Origin of the sequence: Microbacterium mangrovi, assembly GCF_000802305.1 — a bacterium.
Classification (GTDB): domain Bacteria; phylum Actinomycetota; class Actinomycetes; order Actinomycetales; family Microbacteriaceae; genus Microbacterium; species Microbacterium mangrovi.
The window spans coordinates 92,334-117,646 of record NZ_JTDK01000008.1 but is presented as its reverse complement, the minus strand read 5'-3'; the positions used below and the strand labels follow the sequence as shown (position 1 = coordinate 117,646).

The window sequence follows — 25,313 nt, the reverse complement described above, 5'->3', positions numbered from 1 at the left end:
GCTCTTCTCGTTCGGGGTGCACGAAGAAGGCGCCCGCCGGAACAGCGGGCGCCTTCTCTGCGTGCGCGCGGTCAGATCGCGTGAACGGGAGCCTCGAGCCCCTCGTTCGGAGCCTCGTCCGGCTGCTCGACGGGCGCCGGACGCCGCTTGAGGAACAGCGCGGCCACCAGGGCGATCGCGGTGAGGATCGCGGTCAGGGCGAAGATCACGTTGTAACCCTGCTCGGAGCTCGGGTGGAACGTGGGGGTCAGCTGCACGGCGAACACGGCGAGGATCGCGCTGCTCACGCTCGTGCCGACGCCGGAGAAGGCCGTCTGGATGACGGACTGCAGACCGGTCGCCTCGCTCGTGTTCTTGGACGACGATCCCTCGACGACCAGCAGCGGCAGCGACGAGAGCAGGAACGACGTCGAGATCGTCAGCACGACCTGGCTCACGATGAACGCCGGGAACGAGTCCCACACCGTCGCGGACAGCGCGGTCAGGATCGCGGCGAGGATGCCGGTGATCGCCGAGATGATGAACGAGGTCTTGGCCCGCCCGCCGCGGGCGATGCGTCCGCTCAGCGGCGAGAGCAGGAACCCGAAGAGGCCGATGCAGAACGAGGTGAGACCGGCCGCGCCGGCGGGGATGCCGAAACCGACGGGAGCCGCGGTGGGGTACTGCATGATGAGCTGGCCGAGGTATCCCGCACCGCCCAGGCCGAAGCCCGTCAATGCGGTGACCAGGAACGTGATGCCCAGGTTGCGCTGTCCGAAGTAGCGGACGTTGACCATCGGCGCCTTGCGCTTGAATTCCCACACGGCCCAGAAGACGAGCACCAGCGCGCCGAGGCCGATCGCACCCCACACGGCCGCGGATGCCCAGCCGAGCCCGGTGGAGATGTTGATGCCGAAGAGGATGAGGGCGATGCCGGGGGCGAACAGGATGCCGCCGAGCCAGTCGATGCGGTCGCGGGCGCCGGAACGGATCGAGGCGGGCAGCCAGACGGCGAGGACCGCCGTGATGATCGTGAGTGCGCCCGAGACGACGAAGATCCAGTGCCATCCGGCCAACTGGACGATGTAGCCGGCGACGAGGTTGCCGGTGGCGCCGGCGAGCATCGCGGCACCGGCGGTGACGGCGATCGCGGTGCTGAGGTTCTTGGCGCTGACGTGCTCGCGGATGATTCCGAATGCCAGCGGGAGGATGCCGACCGCGAGGCCCTGGATGGCGCGGCCGAGGATGACGCCGCCGATCGTGGGCACGGCGAGGCTGATGACGGAGCCGAGCACCGAGGCGACGAGGAGGATCAGGAGGACGCGCTTGCGCCCGAACACGTCGCCGAGCCGACCGCTGATCGCGGCGGATGCGGCGCCGACCAGCAGGAATCCGGTGAGCACCCAGCTCACGGCGCTGATGTCGACGCCGAAGCCCTCCTCGAGGCTCGGCAGCGAGGTGTACATCATCGTGGACTCGAACGAGCTGGTGATCGCGGCGAGGATCAGCACGGCGAGGATATAGGCGAACGGACGTGGGGAGGAAGACCTGACTGCGGCGGTGAAGGTCGGTGCTTCGGACGACATGTGGAATGCCCTTCGGGGAGTTGCGGGATCTCCGCCGGCCGGCGCCGACGGAGCAGAAGGCCGGGGCGCGGCATCGAACGACGTTGTTCGTCATGTCAAGGACTGCCTCGGCCTAGTGTTCCGTAATATAGAACGCATGATCTCTATTACGGAATGATTCTGACTGGCGACGTTCGTCGATGTCAAGAGGAACGTCGAATCGGACGCCACCCGCGCGCCGGAGACGCGCGCGAGCGCGCCGATTCGACGCCTCCGGCGGGCGGTGCGGCAGGGGAGTCGCTACGCGGACGCGCCCTGCAGGAGGACGTCGATGAAGCCGGCGATTCGGGTCTCGTCGAGGCGGGTGCCGCCGAGCACTTCGAGGGTCAGCAGGCCGACGATGGCGTCCACGAGCAGTGACGGTCTCACATCCGCGCGGAGGGCTCCGCGGGGTGCGGACGCGACGCGTTCCGCGAGGGGGATCGAGATCGTCTGGGTCACGATGTTGCCGGTCGCGTCGTCCGGCGTCGAGTCGGCCGCGGCGCTCGCCGCGGCGAGGGCGCGGATCAGCGACCGCGTCGACGGCACGCGGGTCACCGCGATCGCGTCACTGAGGATGGCGATCAGATCGTCGCGCAGGCTCGCGGTGTGCGGCATCCGGATCGGCGGCATCCGGAATCGGCCGGAAAGGACCACTTCCGCGGCCAGGCCCGCCTTCGAGCCCCACAGGCGATAGATCGTCTGGCGGCCCGCGCCGGACCGATCGGCGATGGCGCTGATCGACATCTCGTCGTACCCGTCGGATTCGAGCAGTTCCGCCGCGGCGTCGAGGATCGCCTGTCGCGTCTGTGCGCTCCGTGGCCGTCCCGGTTTGCTCTCCATCCTGTTCGCGAGTGTAATGGTGCCTATTACGAGACCGCAGTCTCATATTCGTTCTCGACGAGGGTCTGCGAGCCGACAGCCGAGGAGATCCGTCATGAAATCAGTCCACGTCACCGCCCCCGACTGTGCCGAGTGGGTCGAGGTCGGTGCCGAAGTGGAAGGCATCCAGCTCGGGGATCACGTCGTGATCGACACCATGCGGTTCACCGACGGGCTGCTCGGATCGGGAGGCGCGCAGGGCGCACTCACGCCCGTCGTGCTCGTGCGGGATGCCGCCCTCGGGGTGCAGCTGAAGAGGATCCCCGCGCACGTCCCGTGGGAGGTCGCCGCGCTCAACGAACCGATGGCCGTCGCGCTCCACGCGGTGAACCGCACCCAGCCGAAGCCGGGCGACCGGGTCGTGATCTTCGGCGCCGGCCCGATCGGGCTCGGGGCACTGCTCGGCTACCGCCGCAAGGGCGTCGCGCACATCGTGGTCGTCGACCTCCAGCCGAGCCGGCTCGAGACAGCGCTGCGGATCGGCGCGGACGCCGTGATCGACTCGTCGTCCGAGGACGTCGCCGCCCGGCTCGTCGAACTGCACGGCGAAGCGCCCCACGGATTCCTGCCGGGCGCGCGCCCGGCGAGCGACATCTATCTGGATGCCGCAGGAGCTACGGTGGTGCCGCAGACTGTCGCGCGAATCGCCAAGCAGGGCGCGACGCTCGGCATCGTCGCGGTGCACAAGAAGCCCGTCGAACTCGACTTCGGCGCCATCCTGATGAGCGAGCTCACGATCGTGTGGTCGGTGGGATACCCCACGGAGATCTTCGAGGTGACCGACGACATCGTCGAGAACTGGGAGAAGTACCGGCTCATCATCAGCCACCGCTTCGCCTTCGACGACGCACTGGAGGCTCTCACCCTGGCGGCGACGCCGGGTGCCGCCGACAAGGTGACTGTCCTCTTCGACTGAACCCGGGCCGGGCGGCCTTCTCAAGGCGGAAGTCGGACAGATCCACGACCATGACCTTGGCGAGCCCGAGGCTCCTCAGGGCGACGGCAGTGCCGATGACGATCGCACCGGCGTCGAAGACGATGGCCTTCTCTCCGGCCTTCGGGCTCCGGACCGCACTGCGCGATGGGAGACGGTGAACGGCTCGATGAGCGCCGCGACGGGCGTCGAGATCTCGTCCGGGGACCTTGTGCACGTGGCCATCGACAGGCGCAGTCGGGAACCAGTAAACAAAATAGACACGGTTCTGGCGCGGGGCGGGTCCGCTACCCGCAGGAAGAATTCGGGAAAGAATGAAACGAACTCGCGCGTGCCGAACCCGTCTGAACGTGATCGAAGTCGACGTTCGTCCTACGCGGATCCGCGTGAAATCAAGGGAACCGAGCCCAACGCCGCTCACCACGCCAATCCGGGTCAGGGTTCAAATCCCTCCGTCTCCGCAGAAAATCCCTGGTCAGAGGCTAATGTGCTTGCGGGGTTGAAAGAATTCCGGAAGGGTCGTCGACGGCTCCGCATTGGTGAGTTGCGGAATGTGTTGAGCAGTCGTTGGAAATCTGCGCATCCTGCTTCGTCGGTGCGGCGGTGAGTTGGCAATCTGCCCCCGCCGTCCAGGAGGCGCAGGGAATCGCTCCCTCCGTCTCCGCGCGAAAACAGAGTGCCTGCCGCCCGTCGTCGGTGCATCCGCGCACCCCGACCGCTTCCTTTCGTGGACCGTCGCCTGCTCATTGACCGCGGTAGAGGTGGGCAACCGGCGGCGCGTGCGGGCGATCTACCGCCTCACGTCTTCGGATGAGATGCCCGTCACCGCTTCAACTGGATGCGCTGTTCGCCCAGTCGCAGCGGATTACTTGGCGACGAGGGTCGTTTCGAAGCTGTACAGGTCGGGCCGGTAGCAGTGATGGCCGAACTCGATGGCGCGGCCGGAGTTGTCGTACGCGACGCGCTCCATCGTCAGCACCGGGCCTCCCTTGTCGATGTCGAGCAGGTCGCTCTCGTCGCCGGCCGCCCGGCGCGCGCCGATGCGCTGCTTGGCGATCTGGATGGCGACTCCGCGTGCGCGGAGGATCTGGTACAGCCCGCGCTCGCGCAGCTGATCGGTCGAGATCTCGGAGAATTCGGCGGGCAGGTAGTTCTCGAGCACCGCGACCGGCACGCCGTCGGTGGTGCGCTGGCGGCGGAGATAGACGACGGCGGTGCCCGCGGCGACGCCGAGCGCTTCGGCGACCTGGTCCGTGGCGGGGACGATCTCATGGGTGAGCACGACAGTGCCGGGGGAGTGGTGGGCGCTGGTGAGGTCTTCATAGAGGCTGGTGAGCTCCACCTGGCGGGTGACCTGGCCCTGTACGACCTGGGTGCCGATGCCGCGGCGGCGCACGAGCAGCCCCTTGTCGACGAGCTCCTGGATGGCCCGCCGCACCGTCGGCCGCGAGACGCCCAGGCGCTGGCCGATCGAGATCTCGTTTTCGAGCCGCGCGCCCGCCGGGATCGCGCCGTCGTGGATGGCCGCCTCGAGGCGGCTGGAGATCTGGAAGTAGATGGGCACGGGGCCCGTGCGGTCGAGGTCCTGGAACAGCTCGTCCGGCCAGATCGCGTCGTCGCCTGCCATCGTTTCGCCCTTTCGACTGAATGTCGGAACAATCTTACGTCCGCAGGGCCTTGTCACGGGAGTAGGCCTTGCCAAAACCTCACGTTGTGTTATTGTTAGGACATTCGTCGAGAACGTGCTCGGCGAAGTGACCAGTGAAGGTGGTGTGTGCCTGCGATGAGTGGGACGACCCTCGAACTCGATGTCCTCGTGGCCGGACGGCTCGGCGTGGATCTGTACCCGCTGCAGGACGGCCTGGGCCTGGCCGAGGTCGACACCTTCGGCAAGTACCTCGGCGGCAGTGCCGCCAACGTGTCGGTCGCGGCCGCCCGGCACGGGCACCACGCGGCGCTCGTCTCCCGCGTCGGCAACGACCCGTTCGGTCGCTACCTGCTGGGGGAGCTCGGCCGCCTGGGCGTCGACAACCGCTACGTCACGGTCGACCACGACCTCAAGACCCCGATCACGTTCTGCGAGATCTTCCCTCCCGACGACTTCCCGCTTTACTTCTACCGCGAGCCCAAGGCCCCCGACCTGAACATCGTGCCGTCCGACTTCGCCGCCGACGCTGTGACCGGGGCCCGCATCCTCTGGCTCACGGTCACCGGCCTCAGTCAGGAGCCGAGCCGCGCCGCGCACTTCGCGGCTCTCGATGCCCGCGGTCGCCGGCATCACAGCATCCTCGACCTCGACTACCGGCCGATGTTCTGGACGGATGCCGCCGAGGCCGCCGCGCAGGTCGCGATGGCCCTCGAGCACGTCACCGTCGCCGTCGGCAACCGCGAGGAGTGCGAGGTCGCCGTCGGCGAGACCGAGCCGATGCGCGCGGCCGACGCCCTCCTCGAGCGGGGCGTGGAACTCGCCATCGTGAAGCAGGGCCCCCGCGGCGTGCTGGCGAAGACCCGCGACGAGACGGTCGAGGTCGCCCCCTACTTCGTCGACGTCGTCAACGGCCTCGGTGCCGGGGACTCGTTCGGCGGCGCGCTCATCCACGGTCTGCTGTCGGGCTGGGACCTCGAGCGCATCCTCCGCTTCGCGAATGTCGCCGGCGCGATCGTCGCGTCGCGGCGCGAGTGCTCCACCGCCATGCCCGAGACCGCCGAGGTCGAGGCCATCCTGGAGAAGGGCTACTGAAGATGAGCAACCTGATCCCCGGCGACGAGGACTTCGCACGCCTTCGCGAACTGCGAGCACAGCATCCCGAGCGCATCGCGACCCTGCTCGCCGAGCGCCGCCGACGCGAGGTACTGCGCGGCGACGGGCGCCTGTTCATCGTCGCAGCCGACCACCCCGCCCGCGGCGCACTCGCCGTCGGCAAGAACCCGACCGCTATGTCCGACCGCTACGACCTGCTCGAGCGCATGGCGATCGCGCTCAGCCGCCCCGGCGTCGACGGCGTGCTGGGTACCCCGGACATCATCGACGACCTCGCCGGCCTCGGCCTGCTCGATGACAAGATCGTCGTCGGGTCGATGAACCGCGGGGGCCTGCGCGGCGCGAGCTTCGAGATGGACGACCGCTACACGGGGTACGACGTGCCCACAATGGCGGCGAGCGGCATCGACTTCGCCAAGACCCTCATCCGCGTGAACCTCGAGGATGCCGGCACCGCGGCCACCCTGCAGGCCACCGCCGATGCGGTGAGCCAGGCGGCATCCGCACGGCTGCCGATCATGCTCGAGCCGTTCATGAGCCGGTGGGTCGACGGGCGCATCGTGAACGACCTGTCGACGGATGCCGTCATCCTCTCCATCGCGATCGCCGCCGGGCTCGGCGCATCCAGCGCGTACACGTGGATGAAGCTGCCCGTCGTCGAAGACATGGAGCGCGTCCTGGCCGCCACGACCATGCCGACGCTGCTGCTCGGCGGCGATGCCGGCGTCGACCCGGACGAGACCTTCTCGGCCTGGGAGGACGCCCTCTCGCTCCCCGGCGTGCGCGGCCTCACCGTCGGCCGCACCCTGCTCTACCCGCCGGACGGGAACGTGGCCGCTGCGGTCGACATCGCAGCCGGCCTCGTCCACACCGCACCCTGACTCGCCCCCTCGACGAAAGAAGCACATCCGATGAGCATCACCGAGACCTCCCCCCTGACCGCCCGCGAGCGGGCCGTGCCCGTGCTCGGCCACTGGATCGACGGCGCCGCCACGGCCTCGACCTCCGGACGCACCGCTCCCGTGTTCAACCCCGCGACCGGCGCCGTGCAGGCCGAGGTCGCGCTGGCCGACGACGCCGAGATCGCCGCGGCGATCGCGTCGGCGAAGGCCGGGTTCCAGGTGTGGTCGGGCTACTCGAGCGCCAAGCGCCAGGCGGTCCTGTTCAACTTCCGCGAGCTGCTCAACGCCCGTAAGGGCGAACTGGCCGCGATCATCACCGCCGAGCATGGCAAGGTGCTCTCGGACGCGATGGGGGAGATCCTCCGCGGCCAGGAGGTCGTCGAACTCGCCACCGGGTTTCCGCACCTCATCAAGGGCGCGTTCTCGGAGAACGCATCGACCGGGATCGATGTGTACTCGATCAAGCAGCCTCTCGGGGTCACGGCGGTCATCTCCCCGTTCAACTTCCCCGCCATGGTGCCGATGTGGTTCTTCCCGATCGCGATCGCCGCCGGCAACGCCGTGGTACTCAAGCCCAGCGAGAAGGACCCCTCGGCCGCGCTCTGGCTCGCCGGCCTCTGGGCCGAGGCGGGGCTTCCCGCCGGCGTGTTCACCGTGCTGCAGGGCGACAAGCAGGCCGTCGACGGCCTGCTCACCTCGCCTGACGTCCAGTCGATCTCGTTCGTCGGGTCCACGCCGATCGCCCAGTACATCTACGAGACGGCATCCCGGCACGGCAAGCGCGTGCAGGCCCTCGGCGGTGCGAAGAACCACATGCTGGTGCTGCCGGATGCCGACCTGGACCTCGCCGCCGACATGGCGATCAACGCCGGCTACGGTGCCGCCGGTGAGCGGTGCATGGCGATCTCGGTCGTCCTCGCCGTCGAGCCCGTCGCGGACGAGCTGATCGAGAGGGTCAAGGACCGCATCGCGAAGCTGCGCATCGGCAACGGGGCGGGCGTCGACGGCGTCGAGCCCGACATGGGACCCCTCATCTCCGGCGTGCACCGCGACAAGGTGTCGTCCTATGTGGACATCGCCGAGGCCGACGGCGCGGAGATCGTCGTCGACGGGCGCGGATTCACGGTCGACGGCCACGAAGACGGGTTCTTCTTCGGTCCGACCCTCCTCGACAGGGTCCCCACGACCTCGCGCGCCTACACCGAGGAGATCTTCGGTCCGGTGCTCTCCGTCGTGCGCGTCTCCTCGTTCCAGGAGGGCGTCGACCTCATCAACTCCGGACAGTTCGGCAACGGCACCGCGATCTTCACCAACGACGGCGGCGCCGCCCGCCGGTTCCAGAACGAGGTCGAGGTCGGCATGATCGGCATCAACGTGCCCATCCCGGTGCCGGTCGCCTACCACTCGTTCGGCGGCTGGAAGCAGTCCCTGTTCGGCGACGCGAAGGCGTACGGTGTGCACGGGTTCGACTTCTTCACCCGCGAGAAGGCCGTCACCAGCCGCTGGCTCGACCCGGCGACGCACGGCGGCATCAACCTCGGCTTCCCGCAGAACGACTGACGTCGGCGACCCCAGGGAGCGATGGACATGACCGAACAGCGGTGGTTCCACCGTCGCGGGCAGCTCGCCCGCGACGGGTGGGAGAGCGTTGTCGACGAGACGACCCCGGGGTGGGAGCACACCGGTATCCGCATCGCCGACCTCGCGGCGGGCGACGAGGTCGATCTCGGCGGGCCCGGCGTGGAGCGGATCGTGGTGCCGCTGGCGGGCTCGTTCACGGTGACGCACACCGACGGCGCGACCGCCCTCGCCGGGCGTCCGAGCGTCTTCGCCGGTCCCACAGACGTGCTGTACCTGTCGTCGGCCGCGGCCGCGCGCCTCACCGGCACCGGCCGCGTCGCCGTGGCGACGAGCCCCACCGACGTCGTGCGCCCCACGCACTACATCGCGGCATCCGACACGCCCGTGGAGCTGCGCGGCAAAGGCGCATCGAGCCGGCAGGTGCACAACTTCGGCACGCCGGCCGCCCTGGATGCCGCCCGCCTCATCGTGTGCGAGGTGATCACGCCGGCCGAGAACTGGTCGTCGTATCCGCCGCACAAGCACGACGAGCACGTGCCCGGACACGAGTCCCGCCTCGAGGAGATCTACTACTTCGAGACCGCGCCGGTGGCGGGGGCGGATGCCGCGCCGGAGGCCGCCTTCGGGATGTTCAGCACCTACTCGTCGCCGGCGGGGGACATCGAGATCGACGCCATGGTGCGCACCGGCGACATCGCCCTGGTGCCGTACGGGTACCACGGACCTGCCGTCGCCGCGCCCGGCTACGACCTCTACTACCTCAACGTCATGGCCGGTCCCGACCCCGACCGGGTGTGGCTCATCAGCGACGACCCCGCGCATGCGTGGGTGCGCGCGACCTGGGACGAGCAGCAGCTCGACCCGCGCCTCCCCTTCACGAACGACACCAGAAAGGCTCGCGCAGATGGCACCGACTGAGAAGGCACCGACCAAGCGCATGACGGTCGGCCAGGCGCTGATCGAGTTCCTCGCCCACCAGTGGACGGTGGACGGCGACATCCGCGAACGCACCGTGCCGGGGATGTTCGGGATCTTCGGCCACGGCAACGTGGCCGGCGTCGGTCAGGCGCTGAAGCAGTCCAATGCGACCGATCCCGACCTGATGCCGTACTACCAGGCCCGCAACGAGCAGGCCATGGTGCACGAGGCGGTCGGCTACGCGCGCATGCACCGCCGCCGCGCGACCCTCGCCGCCACCGCGTCGGTCGGGCCGGGCGCCGCGAACATGCTCACCGCGGCTGCGCTGGCGACCTCGAATCGTCTGCCCGCCCTGCTGCTGCCCAGCGACACGTTCGCCACCCGGGTCGCCGACCCGGTGCTGCAGCAGCTGGAGCATCCGCACGACATCGGCATCCAGGTGTCCGACGCCTTCCGGCCGCTGTCGCGCTTCTTCGACCGGGTGCAGCGTCCCGAGCAGCTCTTCTCGATCGCGCTGGCCGCGATGCGCGTGCTCACCGATCCGGTCGAGACCGGCGCCGTGACCATCGCGCTGCCCGAAGACGTCCAGGCCGAGGCGCTCGACGTGCCGGTGGAGTTCCTGCAGGACCGCGAGTGGCACATCCGTCGTCCCCTGCCCGAGCGCGGCCCGCTGGCTCGCGCGGTGGCCGCGATCAAGGCCGCGAAGCGCCCGTTCATCGTCGCCGGCGGGGGCGTACTGTACTCCGGCGCGGAGGAGCAGCTGCGCGCGCTCGTCGAGGCCACCGGCATTCCCGTCGGTACCTCGCAGGCCGGCGGCGGCGTACTCGCGTGGGACCACCCGCAGTACCTCGGGGGCGTCGGCGCGACCGGCACCCTGGCGGCCAACCGGGCCGCGGCGGAGGCGGATGTCGTGATCGGCATCGGCACCCGCTACAGCGACTTCACGACCGCATCCCGCACCGCGTTCCAGAACCCGGACGTCGTGTTCGTCAACATCAACGTCGCGTCGTTCGACGCGTACAAGCACGGCTCCCAGCTGCCGGTCGTCGCCGACGCCCGCGAGGCGCTCGCGGAGCTGGCGATCGAGCTCGAGGGCTTCGAGATCACGGCCGAATACGGTGACCGCATCCAGCGCGAGAAGACCGAGTGGGACGCCGCAGTGGATGCCGCCTTCGCGCCCTCCGGCCTCGCCGTGCCCGGGCAGCCCGAGATCATCGGCGCCGTGCAGTCCGCCCTCGACCCGGCCGACGTCATCGTGCAGGCGGCCGGCTCACTGCCGGGCGACCTGCACAAGCTGTGGCGCGTGCGCGACCCGCTCGGCTACCACGTCGAGTACGCGTTCTCCTGCATGGGCTACGAGATCGCGGGCGGACTCGGCGCCAAGCGCGGACTCGAAGCGGCCGGCGACGACCGCGACGTCGTCGTGATGGTCGGCGACGGCTCGTACCTCATGCTCAACACGGAGCTCGTCACCGCGGTCGCCGAGGGCATCAAGCTCATCGTCATCCTCGTGCAGAACCACGGGTACGCATCGATCGGGCACCTGTCCGAGACCGTCGGGTCCGAGCGCTTCGGCACCAAGTACCGGGCGTACGATCCGCAGGCGCGCAATTTCCAGGGCGAGGACATCCTGCCCGTCGACCTCGCCATGAACGCCCGCAGCTACGGCCTCGACGTGATCGAGATCGAGCCGGGGACATCCGCCATCGCCGACCTGAAGGGGGCGATCGCGAGCGCCAAGGCGTCCGACCGGTCCACCTTCATCCACATCAACAGCGACCCGCTCGTCTACGCCCCCGACGGCGCCGGCTGGTGGGACGTGCCGGTGGCCCAGGAATCCACCCTCGAATCCACCCGCCAGGCACGCGCCGAATACGAAGAGCAGGCCGCCGCCCAGCGTCCGCTGCTCGGCTGACCCTGCGCCCTGAGCCTCCGCCCCGCCCCCTGAGCCTCCGCCCCGCGCCCTGAGCCTCCGCCCCGCGCCCTGAGCCTCCGCCCCGCGCCCTGAGCCTGTCGAAGGGCAATCCGAAAGAGACAAAATGACCGACACCATTCCTGAAGACGCCGACATCCGTGTGAACACGGGCGCAGGCCTGCGCATCGGCACCGCGCCGGACTCGTGGGGCGTCTGGTTCCCCGACGACCCCAAGCAGGTGCCGTGGCAGCGGTTCCTCGACGAGGTCGTCGCGTCGGGCTACACCTGGATCGAACTCGGCCCGTACGGCTACCTTCCCACCGACCCGCATCAGCTCGAGGACGAGCTCGGCTCGCGCGGGCTGAAGCTCTCGGCCGGTACCGTGTTCACCGGATTCCACAAGGGCGACGATCAGTGGCAGCGCGCCTGGGATCAGGCGCTCGCCGTCGCCGGGCTCGCCTCGCAGCTCGGCGCGGAGCACCTCGTCGTCATCCCCGATCTGTGGCGCAGCGACGCCACCAGCGAGGTGCTCGAGTCGCGCACCCTGACCGACGAGCAATGGAAGAAGCTCGCCGCAGGGCACGACCGGCTCGGCAAGGCGCTGCTCGAGGAGTTCGGGGTGAAGCAGCAGTTCCACTCCCACGCCGACAGCCACGTCGGCACCACCCGCGAGGTGCTGCGGTTCCTCGACGAGACCGACCAGCGGTACACCAATCTGTGCCTGGACACCGGTCACTTCGCCTACTACGGCGGCGACAACGTCAAGCTCATCCACGAGCGCCCGGAGCGCATCGGCTACCTGCACCTCAAGCAGGTCGACACCAGCCTGCTGTTCGACGTGCTCAAGAACGACACCCCCTTCGCCGAGGCCGTCACCGAAGGCATCATGATCGAGCCGCCGCACGGCGTGCCCGACCTCGCGCCCATCATCGAGGCGGTCGCCGCGATCGACCCCGACATCTTCGCGATCGTCGAGCAGGACATGTACGGCTGCGACGTCGATCGCCCGTTCCCCATCGCCCAGCGCACGCGCGACCACATCTTCGCGTGCACCCACTTCGCCCGGCAGCACTGACCACGCTCATGCGCGCTGAGCCTGTCGAAGCGCAGGCCCCTGGGGGCGAATGCCCTTCGACAGGCTCAGGGCGCCGAATCAAGGAGACACTGAAATGACCACGGATCTGCGCGTCGGCGTCGTCGGCGCCGGCCTCATGGGCGCCGACCACATCGCCCGCATCACCAACCGCATCTCGGGTGCCGTCGTCTCGGCGGTCGTCGAGCCGGATGCCGGCCGCGCCGCCGCTGCCGCGCAGAACGCCCCGGGTTCGCAGGCGTTCAGCCGCATCGAGGACGCCCTCGCCGCCGACGCGGTCGACGCGGTGCTCATCGCGACCCCGGGCAAGTTCCACGAGCCGGTGCTCGTGCCCGCGCTCGAAGCCGGCCTTCCGATCCTCTGCGAGAAGCCCCTCACGCCGGATTCGGCATCCTCGTGGCAGATCCTCCAGCTCGAGCAGAGACTCGACCGCCCGCACATCCAAGTGGGGTTCATGCGTCGGTTCGACGCGCAGTACTCCGCCCTGCGGCAGCTCATCGCCTCGGGTGACGAGGGTGAGCTGCTGATGCTGCGCTGCGCGCACCGCAACCCGTCCGTGCCGGAGAGCTACACGCAGGAGATGCTCATCACCGACTCCGTCGTGCACGAGTTCGATGTGGTGCCCTGGCTCGCGGGATCCCCGGTGAAGACCGTCGAGGTCAAGTACCCGCGGCGCAATTCGCTGTCGCCCGAGCACCTGCGCGAACCGATCCTCGTGATCATGGAGCTCGAGAACGGTGTGCTCGTCGACGTCGAGATGAACGTCAGCGTGCAGTTCGGCTACCAGGTCGCCACCGAGGCCGTGTTCGAGCAGGGCATCGCTCGCATCGGGCAGCCCGCCGGCCTGCAGCAGTGGCACGACGGTCGATTCTCGATCGGCGAGCACGTCAGCTTCACCACCCGGTTCGCCGACGCCTACGACGCGCAGATCCAGCGCTGGGTGAACGCGGTGCGCGCCGGCACCCTCGTCGACGGCCCGAACGCGTGGGACGGCTACCTCGTCGCGCTCAGTTGCGAGGCCGGCGTGCGCGCCCTCCAGGGCGGCGTGCAGTCGGTGGATGCCGCGGCCCGACCCGCGTTCTACGCCTGACCCCGATTCGGTCGTTGAGCGAGCGCAGCGAGACGAAACGCCTCACCCAGGTCGTTTCGTCTCGTCGCTTCGCTTCTCGCTCAACGACCGGCTCTCACTGAGGAGACAACCATGGTCCGCATCGCCCTCGACCCGACGCCCTACCACCACGACTTCGGTCTGCTGGAGTTCCCCGAGGTCGCCGCACGGCTCGGCTACGAACATCTGCAGCTGACGCCGCACGTCGACTTCTCGCCGTTCTTCCGGTATCCGAAGGCCGACGACGACCTCGTCGCGCAGCTCAAGAAGCGCGCGTCGGATGCCGGAGTCGGCATCCCGGCCCTGCTTCCGGTGCAGCGCCTCTCCTGGCCCGACGAGCCGCAACGCGACGCGGCGGTGCGCAACTTCCGGCGCATCATCCAGCTCGCCGTCGAGCTCGGCGTGCCCGTCATCAACACGGAGTTCTCGGGGCGTCCGGAGCGGGCAGAGGAGTCCGAGGCGGCGTTCTACCGGTCGATGGAGGAGCTGCTGCCGATCATCGAGCGCGAGGGGCTGCGCCTGAACATCGACCCGCACCCCGACGACTTCGTCGAGGACGGCCTCGAGGCCTGGCGGGTGCTGCGCGGGCTGAACTCGAAGGCGATCGGCTTCGTGTACGTGGCATCCCACACGTTCCACTACGGCGACCGCGCCACGACGCTGCTGCCCGAAATCGGCGACCGGCTCGGTGCCGTGTACACGGCCGACACGTTCGACCACCGCCGCTCGCACGGGCTGCGGTACATCTCCAATCCGCCGGGCAACACGGCCCGCATCCACCAGCATCTGGCGATCGGCGCCGGGGATGTGGACTGGAGCGAGCTGTTCGGCACGCTGGGCGCCATCGGCTACCTCGATCGCGACGACGCTCTGCTGGTGTCGAACGTGTTCGCCGAAGACGAGGCGGCCGACGCCGTCTCGCGCTCCCAGCTCGCGCGGCTGCGCGAGCTCGTCTCGGAAGGACGCCGCAAATGACCGCTCCCGTCTTCGCCACCCGCCGGGCCGCGGAGCGCTTCCCCACCGTGCTCTGGAACGACTCCGCCGACCCGGTGGAACTCGCCCGCTCGATCGAGTTCGGCGCGGTCGGCGCCACGTGCAACCCGGTGATCGCGCTCGCTGCCGTGCGGGCGCACCTGGACACCTGGAAGCCGCGCATCGCCGAGCTGGCAGCGGAGTTCCCGACGGCATCCGAGTCCGAGATCGGCTGGAAGGTCGTCGAGGAGCTCTCGATCCAGGCGGCGAGGCTCCTGGAGCCGGCCTTCCGGGCATCGGGCGGCCGCAACGGACGCCTGTCGGTGCAGACCGACCCGCGCCTGCACCGGAACGCCGAGGCGCTTGTCGCGCAGGCGGTGCACTTCGCCGGGCTCGCCGAGAACATCATCGTGAAGATCCCGGCGACCTCGGTGGGCCTCGTCGCGATCGAGGAGGCCGCCTACCGGGGCGTGAGCATCAACGTCACGGTGTCGTTCACGGTGCCCCAGGCGGTCGCCGCCGCCGAGGCGATCGAGCGCGGTCTCGACCGGCGCGCGGCCGAGGGGATGCCGGAGCGCGAGTTCGGTTCGGTGGTCACCCTGATGGGCGGGCGCCTGGACGACTGGCTGAAGGCGTGGGTGGCGAAGAACCGCATCCTGATCGATCCCGGATACCTCGAGTGGGCGGGCGTGGCCGCCCTGAAGCGCGCGTACGCGGTGTTCCAGGAGCGCGGGTTCCGCTCGCGGGTGCTGTCGGCGGCGTTCCGCAACCACCTGCAGTGGTCCGAACTGCAGGGCGGAGACCTCGTCGTCTCGCCGCCGTTCGACTGGCAGGCCCGCATCAACGAGAACGACCTGGAGGCATCCGACCGCATCGCGGTGCCCGTCGACCCGCACATCGTCGCCACGCTCGAAGAGAAGGTGCCGGAGTTCCGCCGCGCGTACGAGGTCGACGGGATGACCCCCGCCGAGTTCGACACGTTCGGCGCCACGGTGCGCACCCTGCGTCAGTTCCTGGAGGCCGACGAGGCCCTCGACCAGGTCGTCCGCGACATCCTGCTTCCGCCCGTGTGACCTGCGGCATCGCTCAACAGCGGCGATCAGTATCGCTGGTCGGGAAGGCTCATGGCTTCGTGCAGCACGCGGAGAATCTGCACTCGATCGCGCGCTTCGCGAAAGAAGATGATGTGCCTGGGCGTGACGATTCGTCGGACGTCCGCAGGGACGCTGTCTCGGCTTAGCCGCAGATGCCACGCTCGGATGCCCAGACCGAATTCGGGGTGCTCCTGCACCCCGATCTGGATCGGGTCTGTCACAATCGCGTCGATTGCGGTCGCGATGAGTTCTTCGTAGCCATCTCGGACGCGCCAGCCGAATTTGTCATAGGAGGCCACCAGGATCCCGACGATGTCTGCTCGCGCAGGCGGGGTGATCTCGTAGATCTGCGTCACGAGCGGCGGGTGTCGACGAGCCTGGTCGCCTCGCGCCCCAGGCCGCGGACGAACTCGCGTGTTCCGTCGGCGGGAATCTGGAAGCTCTCACCGTTGTCGGCGGATCGCACGGCAGCGTCGATCGCTGACTGCAGTGCGGCTCGCCGATCTGCGTCCTCGACGTCCTTCGCCTGCATCGTGAGCATCAGCTCTTCGGCGATTTCGGCGCGCTCGGCAGGGGACAGCGTCTTCGCGCTCTCCAGTACTCGGGCCGCCGTCGGGGTCATGCTTCGAGTGTACGGCGCAGCACCGACATCGGGCCCCGGCGGGATCGCCGGGGCCCGATTCGCGTGCCGGATGCCGCTACAGGTTCGCCTCCAGGGCGGCATCCGCGGCGAGCAGCACCTGCGCGGCGACGGCGACGCCCTCTTCGCGGCCGAGGGAGACGTCTTCGTGCTCGATGTTCACGAGCATGTCCGGGTCGACGTCGCGCAGGGCCCGCAGGAACTCGGTCCAGTACTCGACCGGGTGGCCCTTGCCGAGCGCGACGAAGTCCCACGAGGAGTCCTTCGGCCACTCGTTGACCCACTCGTCGCCGCCGAGGCTCGTGCGCTGCTCATCCTCTCGCATCCGGCGGAACCCGTTGTCGAGCACGCCGTTCAGCTGCGCGTACTCGGGGTTGACGCGGATGTCCTTGGCCGCCGCGTGGAACACGAGGGGTCCGAGGTGGCGCACCACGGCGACCGGATCCATCTGCTGCCAGAACAGGTGTGAGGCATCCAGCTCGACGCCCACATGCGTCGCGCCGGTCGCCTCGACGAGCTGCTCGACGGTGCGCACGTTGAACACGACGTTCTGCGGGTGCAGCTCGAGGGCGACCTTGACGTCGTGGTCGGCGGCGAAGCGGTCCATTTCGCGCCAGAAGTCGGCGGCGGTCTTCAGCTGCGCGTTCGCGATGTCGAGGGCGGCGGAGTTCCACGCGTTCACGATCCAGTTCGGACGTGTGGAGGTGGGGCTGTCGCCGGGCAGGCCCGACATGGTGACGACCCGGTGCTGCCCGAGGCGTTCGGCGAGGAGGATGCTGCGGCGGATGTCCTCCGCGTGCACCGGCCCGATCGCGGGGCCCGGGTGCAGCGGGTTGCCGTTGCAGTTCAGGCCCGCGATCGACACGCCCGTCCCCTCGAAGACCCCGAGGTAGTCGTCGCGGGCGGTGTCGCTCACCAGGATGTCGTCGAAGTGCGGAACGTGCACCGGCGGCAGGAATCCGCCGGTGTTCAGCTCGATGCCGGTGAGCCCGTTGTCGGCGATGACGCGCAGCGCGTCGGGCAGGGGACGGTCGTGGAGGATGGCGTTGTACAGGCCGAGTCGCATGTCAGTCTCCGATCGTGACGGTCGCGCCGCCGGTGAGGGCCGACCGCGCGGCGGCATCCAGCAGCTTCATGTTCCGAAGGGCGTCCGCGAAGTCCGCGTTGCGGGGCAGGGATTCGGATTCCGGGATGCCGGCGACCTCTTCGAGGAACGCGCGGGCCTGGAACACGAAGCCCTCGTTCTGGCCGACGCCGACGCCGGGGGCGTCCATCGGGAGTCCGCCGCGCCAATAGGGGTGGTCGGGGCCGAGCACGATGGTGCGCCAGCCGGCGAGGGCCGGATCGTCGTCGTGCAGGAACAGCTCGACCTCGCTCGGGTGACGGAAGTCGAACCGTGCGGCGCCCTTCTCACCGAAGACCTGAACGGCGAGAGAGTTGGGGTGGCCGGCGGCGACGCGCGAGACCTGCAGGGTGGCGTTGGCGCCGTTTGCGAGCAGCGCGCTGAAGGTTGCGACGTCGTCGTTCTCGACGGTGTCGAACTCGTCGGTGACCTCGACCCTGCCGCGGCCGGAGATCGCGCCGGCCGGCTTCGGCCGCTGCGGGATGACGGTGTTCAGCGTGCCGCCGTGCACCGAGACGATCTCGCTGTCGGCGACGAACTCGGCGAGGTAGCTGAGGTGGCTTCCGACGTCCGCAAGGGCGCCGGAGCCGGCCGGTCCCTTGAAGCGCCAGCTGATCGGCACGGCGGGGTCGGCGGCGTAGTCCGTCCAGTAGGAGGCATCCACGTTGTAGATGCGCCCCAGTGCGCCATCCTTGGCGAGCTTGTTGACGAGCGCGAAGCCGGGGGAGCGGCGGAAGGTGAGACCGATCCGGGCGATCGTCGAAGCCCGGTCTGCGGCGGCGACCATGGCCTCGGCGTCCCCCATCGTGTCCGACAGGGGCTTCTCGCACAGCACGTGCTTGCCGGCCGCGAGCAGCGCCTCGACGATTTCGCGATGGAGGCGGTTGGCGACGACGACCGACACCACGTCGATGTCGTCGGCGTCGACGATCGCCTGCCAGGACGTGTCGTGGCGCTCGTACCCGAATCGCTCGGCGGTCTGAATCGCGGCCGGTTCGTAGACGTCGGCGATCGAGACGAGCCTCACGGGCGGCAGGGACGCACTGTAGACGGTGGTGGCGCTGCGGTAGGCGGCGGCGTGCGCCTTGCCCGCCATGCCGGCGCCGATGACGGCGACACCGATGTCGGTCGTGCTCATGTGTTTCCTTCGTGGGGGTGGTGGGTGGAGTCCGGATGCCGGATACGCTCAGCTCAGTGGAGCGCTCCAACAGGCGTCCACGATAGTCTTGTGCATATGTCCTGTCAATAACGAATCGAGGAAGAGGATGTCGCGTCCGACCATCTACGACGTCGCAGCCGCCGCGGGGGTGTCCAAATCGCTCGTCTCGCTCGTCCTGCGCGGGTCGCCGCGCGTCAGCGACGCGTCCCGACACGCCGTGGAAACCGCGATTCGCGAGCTCGGGTACCGGCCGAGCCGCGCCGCAAGCGCGCTGGCCTCCGACCGCACCCAGGCGGTCGGGCTGCTCATCGACGACTACGCGAACCCTTGGTTCATCGACCTCGCCCGCGGCCTCCATGAGGTGCTTGGGCCAGAGGGCTATCGCCTGAGCGTGGTGGATGTCGCGACGGCATCCGCCGCCGAAGACCCCGTCGAGGGCCTGCTCTCCAGCCGGGTCGACGGGATCGTCGTGGCGATGGACGTGCCCGCGGCGCTCCTCGGTCCGGGGGCGCCGCCGCTCGTGATCGCCGGCACCCGCGCCCAGGCCGCCCCGGACACCGACTCGGTCGCGAACGACGACCGCCTCGGCGCGCGCCTCGCGGTGGAGCACCTGCTGGCGCTCGGCCATCGCCGCATCGCGCACCTGCCGGCCACGGGCGGAGCGAGCACGGCGCGCACCGAGAGCGCGACCGCCGTGCTCGCCGCGGCCGGCATCGACGCCGTCGTCGGCACGCCGGCGCCGGGAGCCACCGAGCCCGAGGGATACCGTGCCGCGCTCGACGTACTGCGCCGGCATCCCGACGCGACCGCGATCTTCGCGGCCAACGACACCATGGCGGTCGGCGTCCTGGGCGCGGCCCGCGAACTCGGGTGGGACGTGCCCGGCCGGTTGTCCGTCGTCGGCTACGACAACTCGGCCCTCGCCGGCGCGCGGCTCATCGACCTCACCACGATCGACGACCGGAGCACCGACGTGGGGCGGGAGGCCGGGCGGCTGCTGGCATCCCGCATGGGCGGATCAACTGCGGCACCCGCGCACCGCACCCTCGCCCCCGCCCTCGTCGTGCGCGGCACCACCGCCCCGCCCCGCGCCTGACGCCCGCCCCGTCGCGAGGGGAGGTGATGGCGCGAGGGGAGGATGCCTCGGGCCTCGGGCGTCCTCCCGTGGTCGTCTTTCCTCCGCCGGCGACGCCCAACCGTGTCCCTCCGGTGGGCGTCGCGAGGGGAGGTGATGGCGCGAGGGGAGGATGCCTCGGGCCTCGGGCGTCCTCCCCTCGTCGCATCCCCTCCGCCGGCGACACCATCCCACTACCGGCGGGTGGAATCGGCCTCGATGGTGCGGATCGCGGACGTCATGCCGCCCAGCTCCTTGAGCTCGTGGCTGAGTTCGGCGAGTTCGTCGCCGCCGGCCATCTGCCGGGTGAGCTCGTCGAGGGCGACGTCGTCGCGCTTCTTGTCGAGCACAGCCTGGCCGAGCTTGAGGATGACGAAGTGGTCGCCCACCATGTACGCGTGGTGCGGGTTGTGGGTGATGAACACGACGCCGAGTCCGGCATCCCGCGCGGCGGCGGTGTACTTCAGCACGACCCCGGACTGCTTCACGCCGAGGGCCGCGGTCGGCTCGTCGAGGATGAGCACCTTGGCGCCGAAGTAGACGGCGCGGGCAATCGCGACGCACTGACGCTGGCCGCCGGAGAGAGTGCCGATGGGCTGGTCGATGTCCTTGACGACGACCCCCATCTTGCGCAGTTCAGTGTCGGCGATGTCCTTCATCTCCTTGATCCGCAGCCCGGCGAACGGGAACTTCCCGTGCGTGAGTTCGGATCCGAGGAAGAAGTTGCGCCACACCTCCATGAGCCCGACGACCGCGAGGTCCTGGTAGACCGTCGCGATGCCCTCGGCGAGGGCCTCGCGCGGTGAGGTGAAGTGGGCTTCTTCGCCGTTGACGAGCATGGTGCCCTCGTTGTGGTCGTGCAGGCCCGCCATGATCTTGATCAGGGTGGACTTGCCGGCGCCGTTGTCGCCGAGGACGCAGGTGACCTCGCCGGCGTTGACCTTGAGGTTGATGCCCTTGAGCGCCCGGACGGCGCCGTACGTCTTGCCGACGTCCGTCATCTGGATGAGGGTGGTGCCCTTGCGCTCGGGTTCCGCGGAGTGCAGCGGAACGGCCGCGTGCACGGGTTCGGCGGAAAGTTCTTCGGACATGGCCGTCAACCCACCTTTCGCTTGGTCGAGAGCTGCTTGACGTAGAGGTTCACGAGCACGGCGAGGACGAGCATCACGCCGAGGAAGCTGCGGAACCAGTTCGGATCCCACCCGGCGTAGACGATGCCGAGCGAGGTCATCCCGAAGATGAACGCGCCGATCGCGACGCCGATCGCGTTGCCGTAGCCGCCCGTCATCAGCGTGCCGCCGACGACCGCGGCGATGATGTACAGGAATTCGTTGCCGACGCCGTTGCCGGCCTGCAGGGTGTTGAACCGGTAGAGGGTGTGCATGCCGACGAACCAGGCGAGGAACGACACCGTCATGAACAGGCCGATCTTCACGCGCACCACCGGCACACCGACGGCGCGGGCGGATGCCGCGTTGCCGCCGACCGCGTAGATCCAGTTGCCGACCTTGGTGCGCTGCAGCACCCAGCCGGAGAGGGCGACGAACACGAACCAGAAGATGACCGTGTTCCAGACGGTGACCCCGGCGATCGTGAACGAGCCGGCGAACAGGGTGGACATGAACTGGTAGCCGTCCATCTGCGAGATGTCGGGGCTCGATACGGTGCCCGAGACGAGCTTGGTGATGCCGAGGTTGGCGCCCTGCAGTACGAAGAACGAGCCGAGCGTGATGAGGAAGCTGGGGATGCCGGTGCGCATCACGAGATAGCCGTTGAGGAACCCGACGGCGAGGCAGAACACGAGCGACGTGATCGCGCCGACGATGAGGTTGATGCCCAGGTAGTAGCTGAACAGCGCGTTGAACAGGCCCGCGGTGGTGACCATGACGCCGGCGGACAGGTCGAACTCGCCGCCGATCATGAGCATGCCGACGCCGACGGCGACGATGCCGATGGTGGATGCCTGGTACAGGACGGTGAAGATCGAGTCGGCCGAGCGGAACGACGGCGCGATGATGAGGAAGAAGATGAGGATGATGACCGCGGCGACCGCCGCGCCGAACTCGGGGCGTGCCAGCAGCCGGTTCGACCAGCCAAGTTTCACGCGATTGGATGCCTCGGACGGGGCACCCGCCGAAGCCGGGGCGGGGGTGGCCGCCTGACTCGGTTTGAGGTCCTGACTCATGGCAGGACTCCTTTCTGGACGGACGGGAAGGGGCGGGGCCGGGAGATCGGCCCCGCCCCGGAGGATCAGCGGGTGTTGTTCTTGGTGAACGGAAGAATCTTGTCGATGTTGTTCTTGTCGACGATCGAGGGACCGGTCAGGACCGGGCCGCCGCCGCCGATGTCGTTGCCGTTCTTGATGTAGAGGTACAGCGCGGTCACCGCCATGTAGCCCTGCACGTAGGGCTGCTGGTCGACGGAGAACTCGATCTTGCCGTCCTTGATGGCCTGCGCGGCCTGCTCGTTGAGGTCGAACGTGACCAGCTTCGCCTTGCTGCTTGCCTGGCTCATCGCCTTCAGTGCGTCCATGGCGATGGGCGCGCCGAGGGTGACGATGGCGTCGATGGAGGAGTCCTGCGCGAGCTTGGCCTGCAGGCTGGAGACGACCGAGGAGTCGTCCGCGCCGTTGACCTGGATGTTTTCGGTGCCGGAGACCTTGTCCTTGACACCCGCGCAGCGGGCTTCGAGGGCGACCGATCCGGCGGCCTGGATCACACAGAGCGGGTGCTTGACGCCTTCGGAGGCGAGCTTCTCGCCGACGGTGTTGCCGGCGAGGTTCTCGTCGGAGCCGAAGTACATGAGGGCACCGAGCTGCTTGTACTGGTCGATGCCGGAGTTGAAGCCGACGAGGGGGATCCCCGCCGCCTGCGCGGCCTTCACCGAGCCGGCGAGGGCGTCGGGGGTGACCAGGGTGGTGGCGATGCCGTCGACCTTGGAGTCGACGGCGGTCTGGATGAGCTGGGCCTGCTTGTCGGCCTGCGGGTCGTTGGAGTAGGTCAGCTTGACGCCGGTGTCCTTGGCGGCCTGCTCGGCGCCGGCGCGGATCTTGTCCCAGAAGGTGTCGCCGGGCGTCTCGTGGGTGATCATGGCGATCTTGTACCCGGAGTTGCCGTTGCCGCCGGAGTCTGCGGCGGCCGTCTGCTTCGGGGCGCCGCCGCCGCTGCACGCGCTGAGCGCGAGGGCGATCGCCGCTGCCGCGGCGCCGACCGCCACGAGCTTGCGAGGTGAGACCAGGGTCATGGGAGTTCCTTTCGTCAGGGATGCCGCCCCGGATCGGGGTTCCGGTGCGGCGATCGACGAAGAGGGCTGTCGGGGCTGCTTCGCCCCTGTTCAGACTTCTTCGTCGGTGACCGTGCCCGGCCAATTGACTTAACAATCTCTCAAGACGAGCGCGCTGTCAAGAGAATGTGTAGACATAGTGTCAAATCGTGACAATCCGGCACCCGTCGGGGGCGCCGCGTCGTGGCTCGACCTGGCTTACGATGACCTGATGGACAGCAGAGCGCGTCCCCGCTCGGTGACCATGGAAGACGTCGCCCGCGAGGCCGGGGTCTCCCGGGCCCTCGTCTCGCTCGTCATGCGCGAGTCGCCGCTGGTGTCTCCGGCGCGCCGAGCACTCGTGCTCGAGACCGCGGAACGCCTCGGCTACACGCCCAACCGCCTGGCATCCCGTCTCGCCAGCAACCGCACCCACACGATCGGGGTGTTCCTACTGGGCTTGCACAACCCGGTCTTCGCCGACATCTACGCCGGCATCGCGGAGGGCATCGAGGGCAGTGGCGAACACCTCATGGTCGCCGTCGGCGCCGCAGAGCAGGATGCCGGCACCGATGTCGACCCCGCCCGTGAGGCAGAGGCGATCACCTCGTTCGTCGACCTCCGGGTCGACGGCATCCTGCTCGCCGGCTACACGGGCAGCCCGGAATCCCTCACCGCGCTGCTGCGCGGCACTCCCGCCGTCGTCATCACCCGGGAGCTCACCGCCCCCGGCGTCGACTCGGTGCTCGCTGACGACCGGCTGGGCGGGCGGCTCGCCGTCGAGTTCCTGAACGAACTCGGACACGACCGCATCGCCCACATCGCGAGCCGGGCTACCCTGCCTTACGGCAGTCGCCGGGCCGGCTACGTCGAAGCGATGACTCGGCTCGGTCTCGAGCCACTCGTCGTCGAAGAGAGCATGACCGAGCGCGGCGGGCACCGCGCGATGGGCGAGATCCTGCGGACCGCGTCAACCCGCCCCACCGCCGTGTTCGCGAACAACGACCTGGCCGCCCTCGGTGCGCTTGGGGCGCTCGCGAGTGCGGGCCTGTCGGTGCCCCGCGACGTGTCCGTGCTGGGATATGACGACACGGCATTCGCCGCGTCCGACGTCGTGCAGCTCAGCTCGGTGGACCAGCACGGGCGGGATCTCGGCCGAGGGGCCGCGGAACAGCTGCTTCGGAGGATCGCGGGGGAGGATGGCGCGCCGGTCGTGCGGCGCCTCGCGCCTCGCATCGTGCCACGGCAGAGCGTCGCGCCTCCGCGCTCCTGGGCTTAGCCGGGTGTCTGGGCTTCGCTTGTCGAAGGGCATCCCCCGGGATCTCAGCCCACCAGCGTCAGCGCGTCCTCCAGAACGCCGGCGGCCTCGCGCACCCCCGCTTCGGGGTCGACGGCGTAGTCCTCGTGTTCGATGCTCAGCGTGCCATCGTAGCCGGCCGCGCCGAGCGCCGCCATGAGCTGCGCCCAGTACGCGGCGTCGTGGCCGCGCCCGACGGTCACGTAGTTCCATGAACGCTCGGCGACCGGGAGCACGGTCAGTGACTCGAGTCGTGAGCGCACCGCGACGGAGGGCTCGATCCGGGTGTCCTTGGCGTGCACGTGGTGGATGGCGCCGCTCAGTGCCGCGATCGCGGCGAGCGGATCGGCGCCCATCCAGAACAGGTGGCTCGGGTCGAAGTTCGCCCCGACGACCGGGCCGACGGCATCCCGCAGTCGCTGCAGGGACGGCACGCTGTAGACGAGCTGATTGGCGTGCATCTCGACAGCGAGCCGGGTGACCCCGCACGACACCGCGAAGGCGGCGAGCTCGCTCCAGTAGGGCAGGGCGACGTCGTTCCACTGATACTCCAGCGTCGCGGTGGTCTCGGGCGGCCACGAGGTGGTGATCCAGTTCGGCATCGAGTCGCCTGGCGCACCGGGGAGCCCGGACATGAGTACGACAGTGTCGACGTCGAGTTCGCCGGCGAGTCGGATGACGCCCCGTACCAGTGCGTCGTTGCGCTCGCCGTCCACCGGATGCAGCTGGTTGCCGCTGGCGTTGAGGGCCGACAGTCGCAGCCCGCGCGCATCGAGGTCGCCCTGCAGGATGCGACGCGCGTCGGCGTGGGCGAGCAGGTCGTCGACGTCGAGGTGCGGCGCGGCGGACCAGTTGCCGGCCGCGAACTCGACGCGCGTGAGCCCGAGGCCCGCGGCGAAGTCGAGGGCGGCCGTGCGAGTCAGGTGCCCGACGCCGTCGGTGAGCAGTCCGATCTCCATGGGGAGCCTTTCGGGAG

23 protein-coding genes are annotated in these 25,313 nt (G+C 69.2%); 12 read left to right on the top strand and 11 right to left on the bottom strand.

Going from position 1 to position 25,313, the window contains the following annotated elements; genetic code table 11:
• Window positions 1-71: 71 nt before the first annotated feature.
• Both LK09_RS10045 and LK09_RS20745 read right to left on the bottom strand, forming a co-directional pair.
• Window positions 72-1,565 (bottom strand): MFS transporter, encoded by a 1,494-nt coding sequence (locus LK09_RS10045; RefSeq protein WP_052226647.1) that lies wholly within the window; start codon window positions 1,563-1,565, stop codon window positions 72-74.
• Window positions 1,566-1,844: 279 nt separating this feature from the next.
• The gene (locus LK09_RS20745; RefSeq protein ID WP_052226646.1) at window positions 1,845-2,426 is read right to left on the bottom strand and encodes a TetR/AcrR family transcriptional regulator; all 582 of its coding nucleotides are present in this window, start codon (window positions 2,424-2,426) and stop codon (window positions 1,845-1,847) included.
• A 94-nt stretch (window positions 2,427-2,520) separates the two neighbouring features.
• On the opposite strand from LK09_RS20745, the gene LK09_RS10035 reads away from it, so the two are divergent.
• Entirely contained in the window at window positions 2,521-3,381 is an 861-nt protein-coding gene (locus LK09_RS10035; protein ID WP_052226645.1) for a zinc-dependent alcohol dehydrogenase, read from the top strand.
• 883 nt (window positions 3,382-4,264) lie between these two features.
• Here the strand turns inward: LK09_RS10035 and LK09_RS10030 are convergent.
• Window positions 4,265-5,026: a GntR family transcriptional regulator gene (locus LK09_RS10030; protein WP_039398831.1), complete on the bottom strand. Its 762-nt coding sequence runs from the start codon at window positions 5,024-5,026 to the stop codon at window positions 4,265-4,267.
• Window positions 5,027-5,182: 156 nt separating this feature from the next.
• Here LK09_RS10030 and iolC point away from each other — a divergent pair, with 156 nt between their 5' ends.
• From iolC to LK09_RS09985, 9 genes are all read left to right on the top strand, one after another.
• Window positions 5,183-6,139, top strand: a complete 957-nt coding sequence (gene iolC, locus LK09_RS10025) for a 5-dehydro-2-deoxygluconokinase (protein WP_039398829.1) — start codon at window positions 5,183-5,185, stop codon at window positions 6,137-6,139.
• A 2-nt stretch (window positions 6,140-6,141) separates the two neighbouring features.
• The gene (locus LK09_RS10020; RefSeq protein WP_039398827.1) at window positions 6,142-7,041 is read left to right on the top strand and encodes a class I fructose-bisphosphate aldolase; all 900 of its coding nucleotides are present in this window, start codon (window positions 6,142-6,144) and stop codon (window positions 7,039-7,041) included.
• A gap of 30 nt (window positions 7,042-7,071) precedes the next feature.
• Window positions 7,072-8,622 (top strand): CoA-acylating methylmalonate-semialdehyde dehydrogenase, encoded by a 1,551-nt coding sequence (locus LK09_RS10015; protein ID WP_039398826.1) that lies wholly within the window; start codon window positions 7,072-7,074, stop codon window positions 8,620-8,622.
• Between the two features lie 27 nt (window positions 8,623-8,649).
• Window positions 8,650-9,561, top strand: a complete 912-nt coding sequence (gene iolB, locus LK09_RS10010) for a 5-deoxy-glucuronate isomerase (RefSeq protein ID WP_039398957.1) — start codon at window positions 8,650-8,652, stop codon at window positions 9,559-9,561.
• The gene (gene iolD, locus LK09_RS10005) at window positions 9,548-11,476 is read left to right on the top strand and encodes a 3D-(3,5/4)-trihydroxycyclohexane-1,2-dione acylhydrolase (decyclizing) (RefSeq protein ID WP_039398824.1); all 1,929 of its coding nucleotides are present in this window, start codon (window positions 9,548-9,550) and stop codon (window positions 11,474-11,476) included. Before iolB ends, iolD begins: the two co-directional genes overlap by 14 nt.
• A 124-nt stretch (window positions 11,477-11,600) precedes the next feature.
• Window positions 11,601-12,551 carry a sugar phosphate isomerase/epimerase family protein gene (locus tag LK09_RS10000; protein WP_039398822.1) on the top strand — a complete coding sequence of 317 codons (951 nt, stop codon included), beginning with the start codon at window positions 11,601-11,603 and terminating at the stop codon, window positions 12,549-12,551.
• A 94-nt stretch (window positions 12,552-12,645) separates the two neighbouring features.
• Entirely contained in the window at window positions 12,646-13,659 is a 1,014-nt protein-coding gene (locus LK09_RS09995; protein ID WP_039398820.1) for a Gfo/Idh/MocA family protein, read from the top strand.
• A gap of 111 nt (window positions 13,660-13,770) precedes the next feature.
• Complete coding sequence (locus tag LK09_RS09990; protein ID WP_039398818.1) at window positions 13,771-14,652, top strand: sugar phosphate isomerase/epimerase family protein; 882 nt, start codon at window positions 13,771-13,773, stop codon at window positions 14,650-14,652.
• Window positions 14,649-15,722 (top strand): transaldolase family protein, encoded by a 1,074-nt coding sequence (locus tag LK09_RS09985; protein WP_039398816.1) that lies wholly within the window; start codon window positions 14,649-14,651, stop codon window positions 15,720-15,722. The genes LK09_RS09990 and LK09_RS09985 overlap by 4 nt, the downstream gene beginning before the upstream one ends.
• Window positions 15,723-15,748: 26 nt before the next feature.
• Here LK09_RS09985 and LK09_RS09980 read toward each other — a convergent pair whose 3' ends face one another.
• From LK09_RS09980 to LK09_RS09965, 4 genes are all read right to left on the bottom strand, one after another.
• A complete protein-coding gene (locus tag LK09_RS09980) occupies window positions 15,749-16,099 on the bottom strand; it encodes a type II toxin-antitoxin system RelE/ParE family toxin (protein ID WP_052226644.1) in 351 nt (116 codons plus the stop codon).
• Window positions 16,096-16,365: a hypothetical protein gene (locus LK09_RS09975; RefSeq protein ID WP_039398815.1), complete on the bottom strand. Its 270-nt coding sequence runs from the start codon at window positions 16,363-16,365 to the stop codon at window positions 16,096-16,098. The genes LK09_RS09980 and LK09_RS09975 overlap by 4 nt, the downstream gene beginning before the upstream one ends.
• 76 nt (window positions 16,366-16,441) lie before the next feature.
• Entirely contained in the window at window positions 16,442-17,449 is a 1,008-nt protein-coding gene (locus tag LK09_RS09970; RefSeq protein WP_039398813.1) for a sugar phosphate isomerase/epimerase family protein, read from the bottom strand.
• 1 nt (window position 17,450) lies between these two features.
• Entirely contained in the window at window positions 17,451-18,644 is a 1,194-nt protein-coding gene (locus LK09_RS09965) for a Gfo/Idh/MocA family protein (protein WP_039398811.1), read from the bottom strand.
• A 127-nt stretch (window positions 18,645-18,771) separates the two neighbouring features.
• On the opposite strand from LK09_RS09965, the gene LK09_RS09960 reads away from it, so the two are divergent.
• Entirely contained in the window at window positions 18,772-19,761 is a 990-nt protein-coding gene (locus LK09_RS09960) for a LacI family DNA-binding transcriptional regulator (protein ID WP_039398809.1), read from the top strand.
• 212 nt (window positions 19,762-19,973) lie between these two features.
• On the opposite strand, the gene LK09_RS09955 is transcribed toward LK09_RS09960, so the two are convergent.
• From LK09_RS09955 to LK09_RS09945, 3 genes are all read right to left on the bottom strand, one after another.
• Window positions 19,974-20,870, bottom strand: coding sequence for an ATP-binding cassette domain-containing protein (locus LK09_RS09955; protein ID WP_052226643.1), 897 nt, complete (start codon window positions 20,868-20,870; stop codon window positions 19,974-19,976).
• A gap of 5 nt (window positions 20,871-20,875) precedes the next feature.
• A complete protein-coding gene (locus tag LK09_RS09950; protein ID WP_039398807.1) occupies window positions 20,876-21,964 on the bottom strand; it encodes an ABC transporter permease in 1,089 nt (362 codons plus the stop codon).
• Window positions 21,965-22,029: 65 nt separating this feature from the next.
• Window positions 22,030-23,022: a sugar ABC transporter substrate-binding protein gene (locus tag LK09_RS09945; RefSeq protein WP_039398806.1), complete on the bottom strand. Its 993-nt coding sequence runs from the start codon at window positions 23,020-23,022 to the stop codon at window positions 22,030-22,032.
• 250 nt (window positions 23,023-23,272) lie between these two features.
• Between LK09_RS09945 and LK09_RS09940 the strand changes: the two genes are divergently transcribed.
• Window positions 23,273-24,319 (top strand): LacI family DNA-binding transcriptional regulator, encoded by a 1,047-nt coding sequence (locus LK09_RS09940; protein WP_039398804.1) that lies wholly within the window; start codon window positions 23,273-23,275, stop codon window positions 24,317-24,319.
• A gap of 44 nt (window positions 24,320-24,363) precedes the next feature.
• Here the strand turns inward: LK09_RS09940 and LK09_RS09935 are convergent, their stop codons facing one another.
• Complete coding sequence (locus LK09_RS09935) at window positions 24,364-25,296, bottom strand: sugar phosphate isomerase/epimerase family protein (RefSeq protein ID WP_039398802.1); 933 nt, start codon at window positions 25,294-25,296, stop codon at window positions 24,364-24,366.
• Window positions 25,297-25,313 lie beyond the last annotated feature (17 nt).

What these genes read in the sequence shown, in the direction of transcription:
- LK09_RS10045 (WP_052226647.1), bottom strand. Translation starts at nt 1,565, where the DNA reads ATGTCGTCCGAAGCACCGACCTTCACCGCCGCAGTCAGGTCTTCCTCC.
- LK09_RS20745 (WP_052226646.1), bottom strand. Translation starts at nt 2,426, where the DNA reads ATGGAGAGCAAACCGGGACGGCCACGGAGCGCACAGACGCGACAGGCG.
- LK09_RS10035 (WP_052226645.1), top strand. Translation starts at nt 2,521, where the DNA reads ATGAAATCAGTCCACGTCACCGCCCCCGACTGTGCCGAGTGGGTCGAG.
- LK09_RS10030 (WP_039398831.1), bottom strand. Translation starts at nt 5,026, where the DNA reads ATGGCAGGCGACGACGCGATCTGGCCGGACGAGCTGTTCCAGGACCTC.
- iolC (WP_039398829.1), top strand. Translation starts at nt 5,183, where the DNA reads ATGAGTGGGACGACCCTCGAACTCGATGTCCTCGTGGCCGGACGGCTC.
- LK09_RS10020 (WP_039398827.1), top strand. Translation starts at nt 6,142, where the DNA reads ATGAGCAACCTGATCCCCGGCGACGAGGACTTCGCACGCCTTCGCGAA.
- LK09_RS10015 (WP_039398826.1), top strand. Translation starts at nt 7,072, where the DNA reads ATGAGCATCACCGAGACCTCCCCCCTGACCGCCCGCGAGCGGGCCGTG.
- iolB (WP_039398957.1), top strand. Translation starts at nt 8,650, where the DNA reads ATGACCGAACAGCGGTGGTTCCACCGTCGCGGGCAGCTCGCCCGCGAC.
- iolD (WP_039398824.1), top strand. Translation starts at nt 9,548, where the DNA reads ATGGCACCGACTGAGAAGGCACCGACCAAGCGCATGACGGTCGGCCAG.
- LK09_RS10000 (WP_039398822.1), top strand. Translation starts at nt 11,601, where the DNA reads ATGACCGACACCATTCCTGAAGACGCCGACATCCGTGTGAACACGGGC.
- LK09_RS09995 (WP_039398820.1), top strand. Translation starts at nt 12,646, where the DNA reads ATGACCACGGATCTGCGCGTCGGCGTCGTCGGCGCCGGCCTCATGGGC.
- LK09_RS09990 (WP_039398818.1), top strand. Translation starts at nt 13,771, where the DNA reads ATGGTCCGCATCGCCCTCGACCCGACGCCCTACCACCACGACTTCGGT.
- LK09_RS09985 (WP_039398816.1), top strand. Translation starts at nt 14,649, where the DNA reads ATGACCGCTCCCGTCTTCGCCACCCGCCGGGCCGCGGAGCGCTTCCCC.
- LK09_RS09975 (WP_039398815.1), bottom strand. Translation starts at nt 16,365, where the DNA reads ATGACCCCGACGGCGGCCCGAGTACTGGAGAGCGCGAAGACGCTGTCC.
- LK09_RS09970 (WP_039398813.1), bottom strand. Translation starts at nt 17,449, where the DNA reads ATGCGACTCGGCCTGTACAACGCCATCCTCCACGACCGTCCCCTGCCC.
- LK09_RS09965 (WP_039398811.1), bottom strand. Translation starts at nt 18,644, where the DNA reads ATGAGCACGACCGACATCGGTGTCGCCGTCATCGGCGCCGGCATGGCG.
- LK09_RS09960 (WP_039398809.1), top strand. Translation starts at nt 18,772, where the DNA reads ATGTCGCGTCCGACCATCTACGACGTCGCAGCCGCCGCGGGGGTGTCC.
- LK09_RS09955 (WP_052226643.1), bottom strand. Translation starts at nt 20,870, where the DNA reads ATGTCCGAAGAACTTTCCGCCGAACCCGTGCACGCGGCCGTTCCGCTG.
- LK09_RS09950 (WP_039398807.1), bottom strand. Translation starts at nt 21,964, where the DNA reads ATGAGTCAGGACCTCAAACCGAGTCAGGCGGCCACCCCCGCCCCGGCT.
- LK09_RS09945 (WP_039398806.1), bottom strand. Translation starts at nt 23,022, where the DNA reads ATGACCCTGGTCTCACCTCGCAAGCTCGTGGCGGTCGGCGCCGCGGCA.
- LK09_RS09940 (WP_039398804.1), top strand. Translation starts at nt 23,273, where the DNA reads ATGGACAGCAGAGCGCGTCCCCGCTCGGTGACCATGGAAGACGTCGCC.
- LK09_RS09935 (WP_039398802.1), bottom strand. Translation starts at nt 25,296, where the DNA reads ATGGAGATCGGACTGCTCACCGACGGCGTCGGGCACCTGACTCGCACG.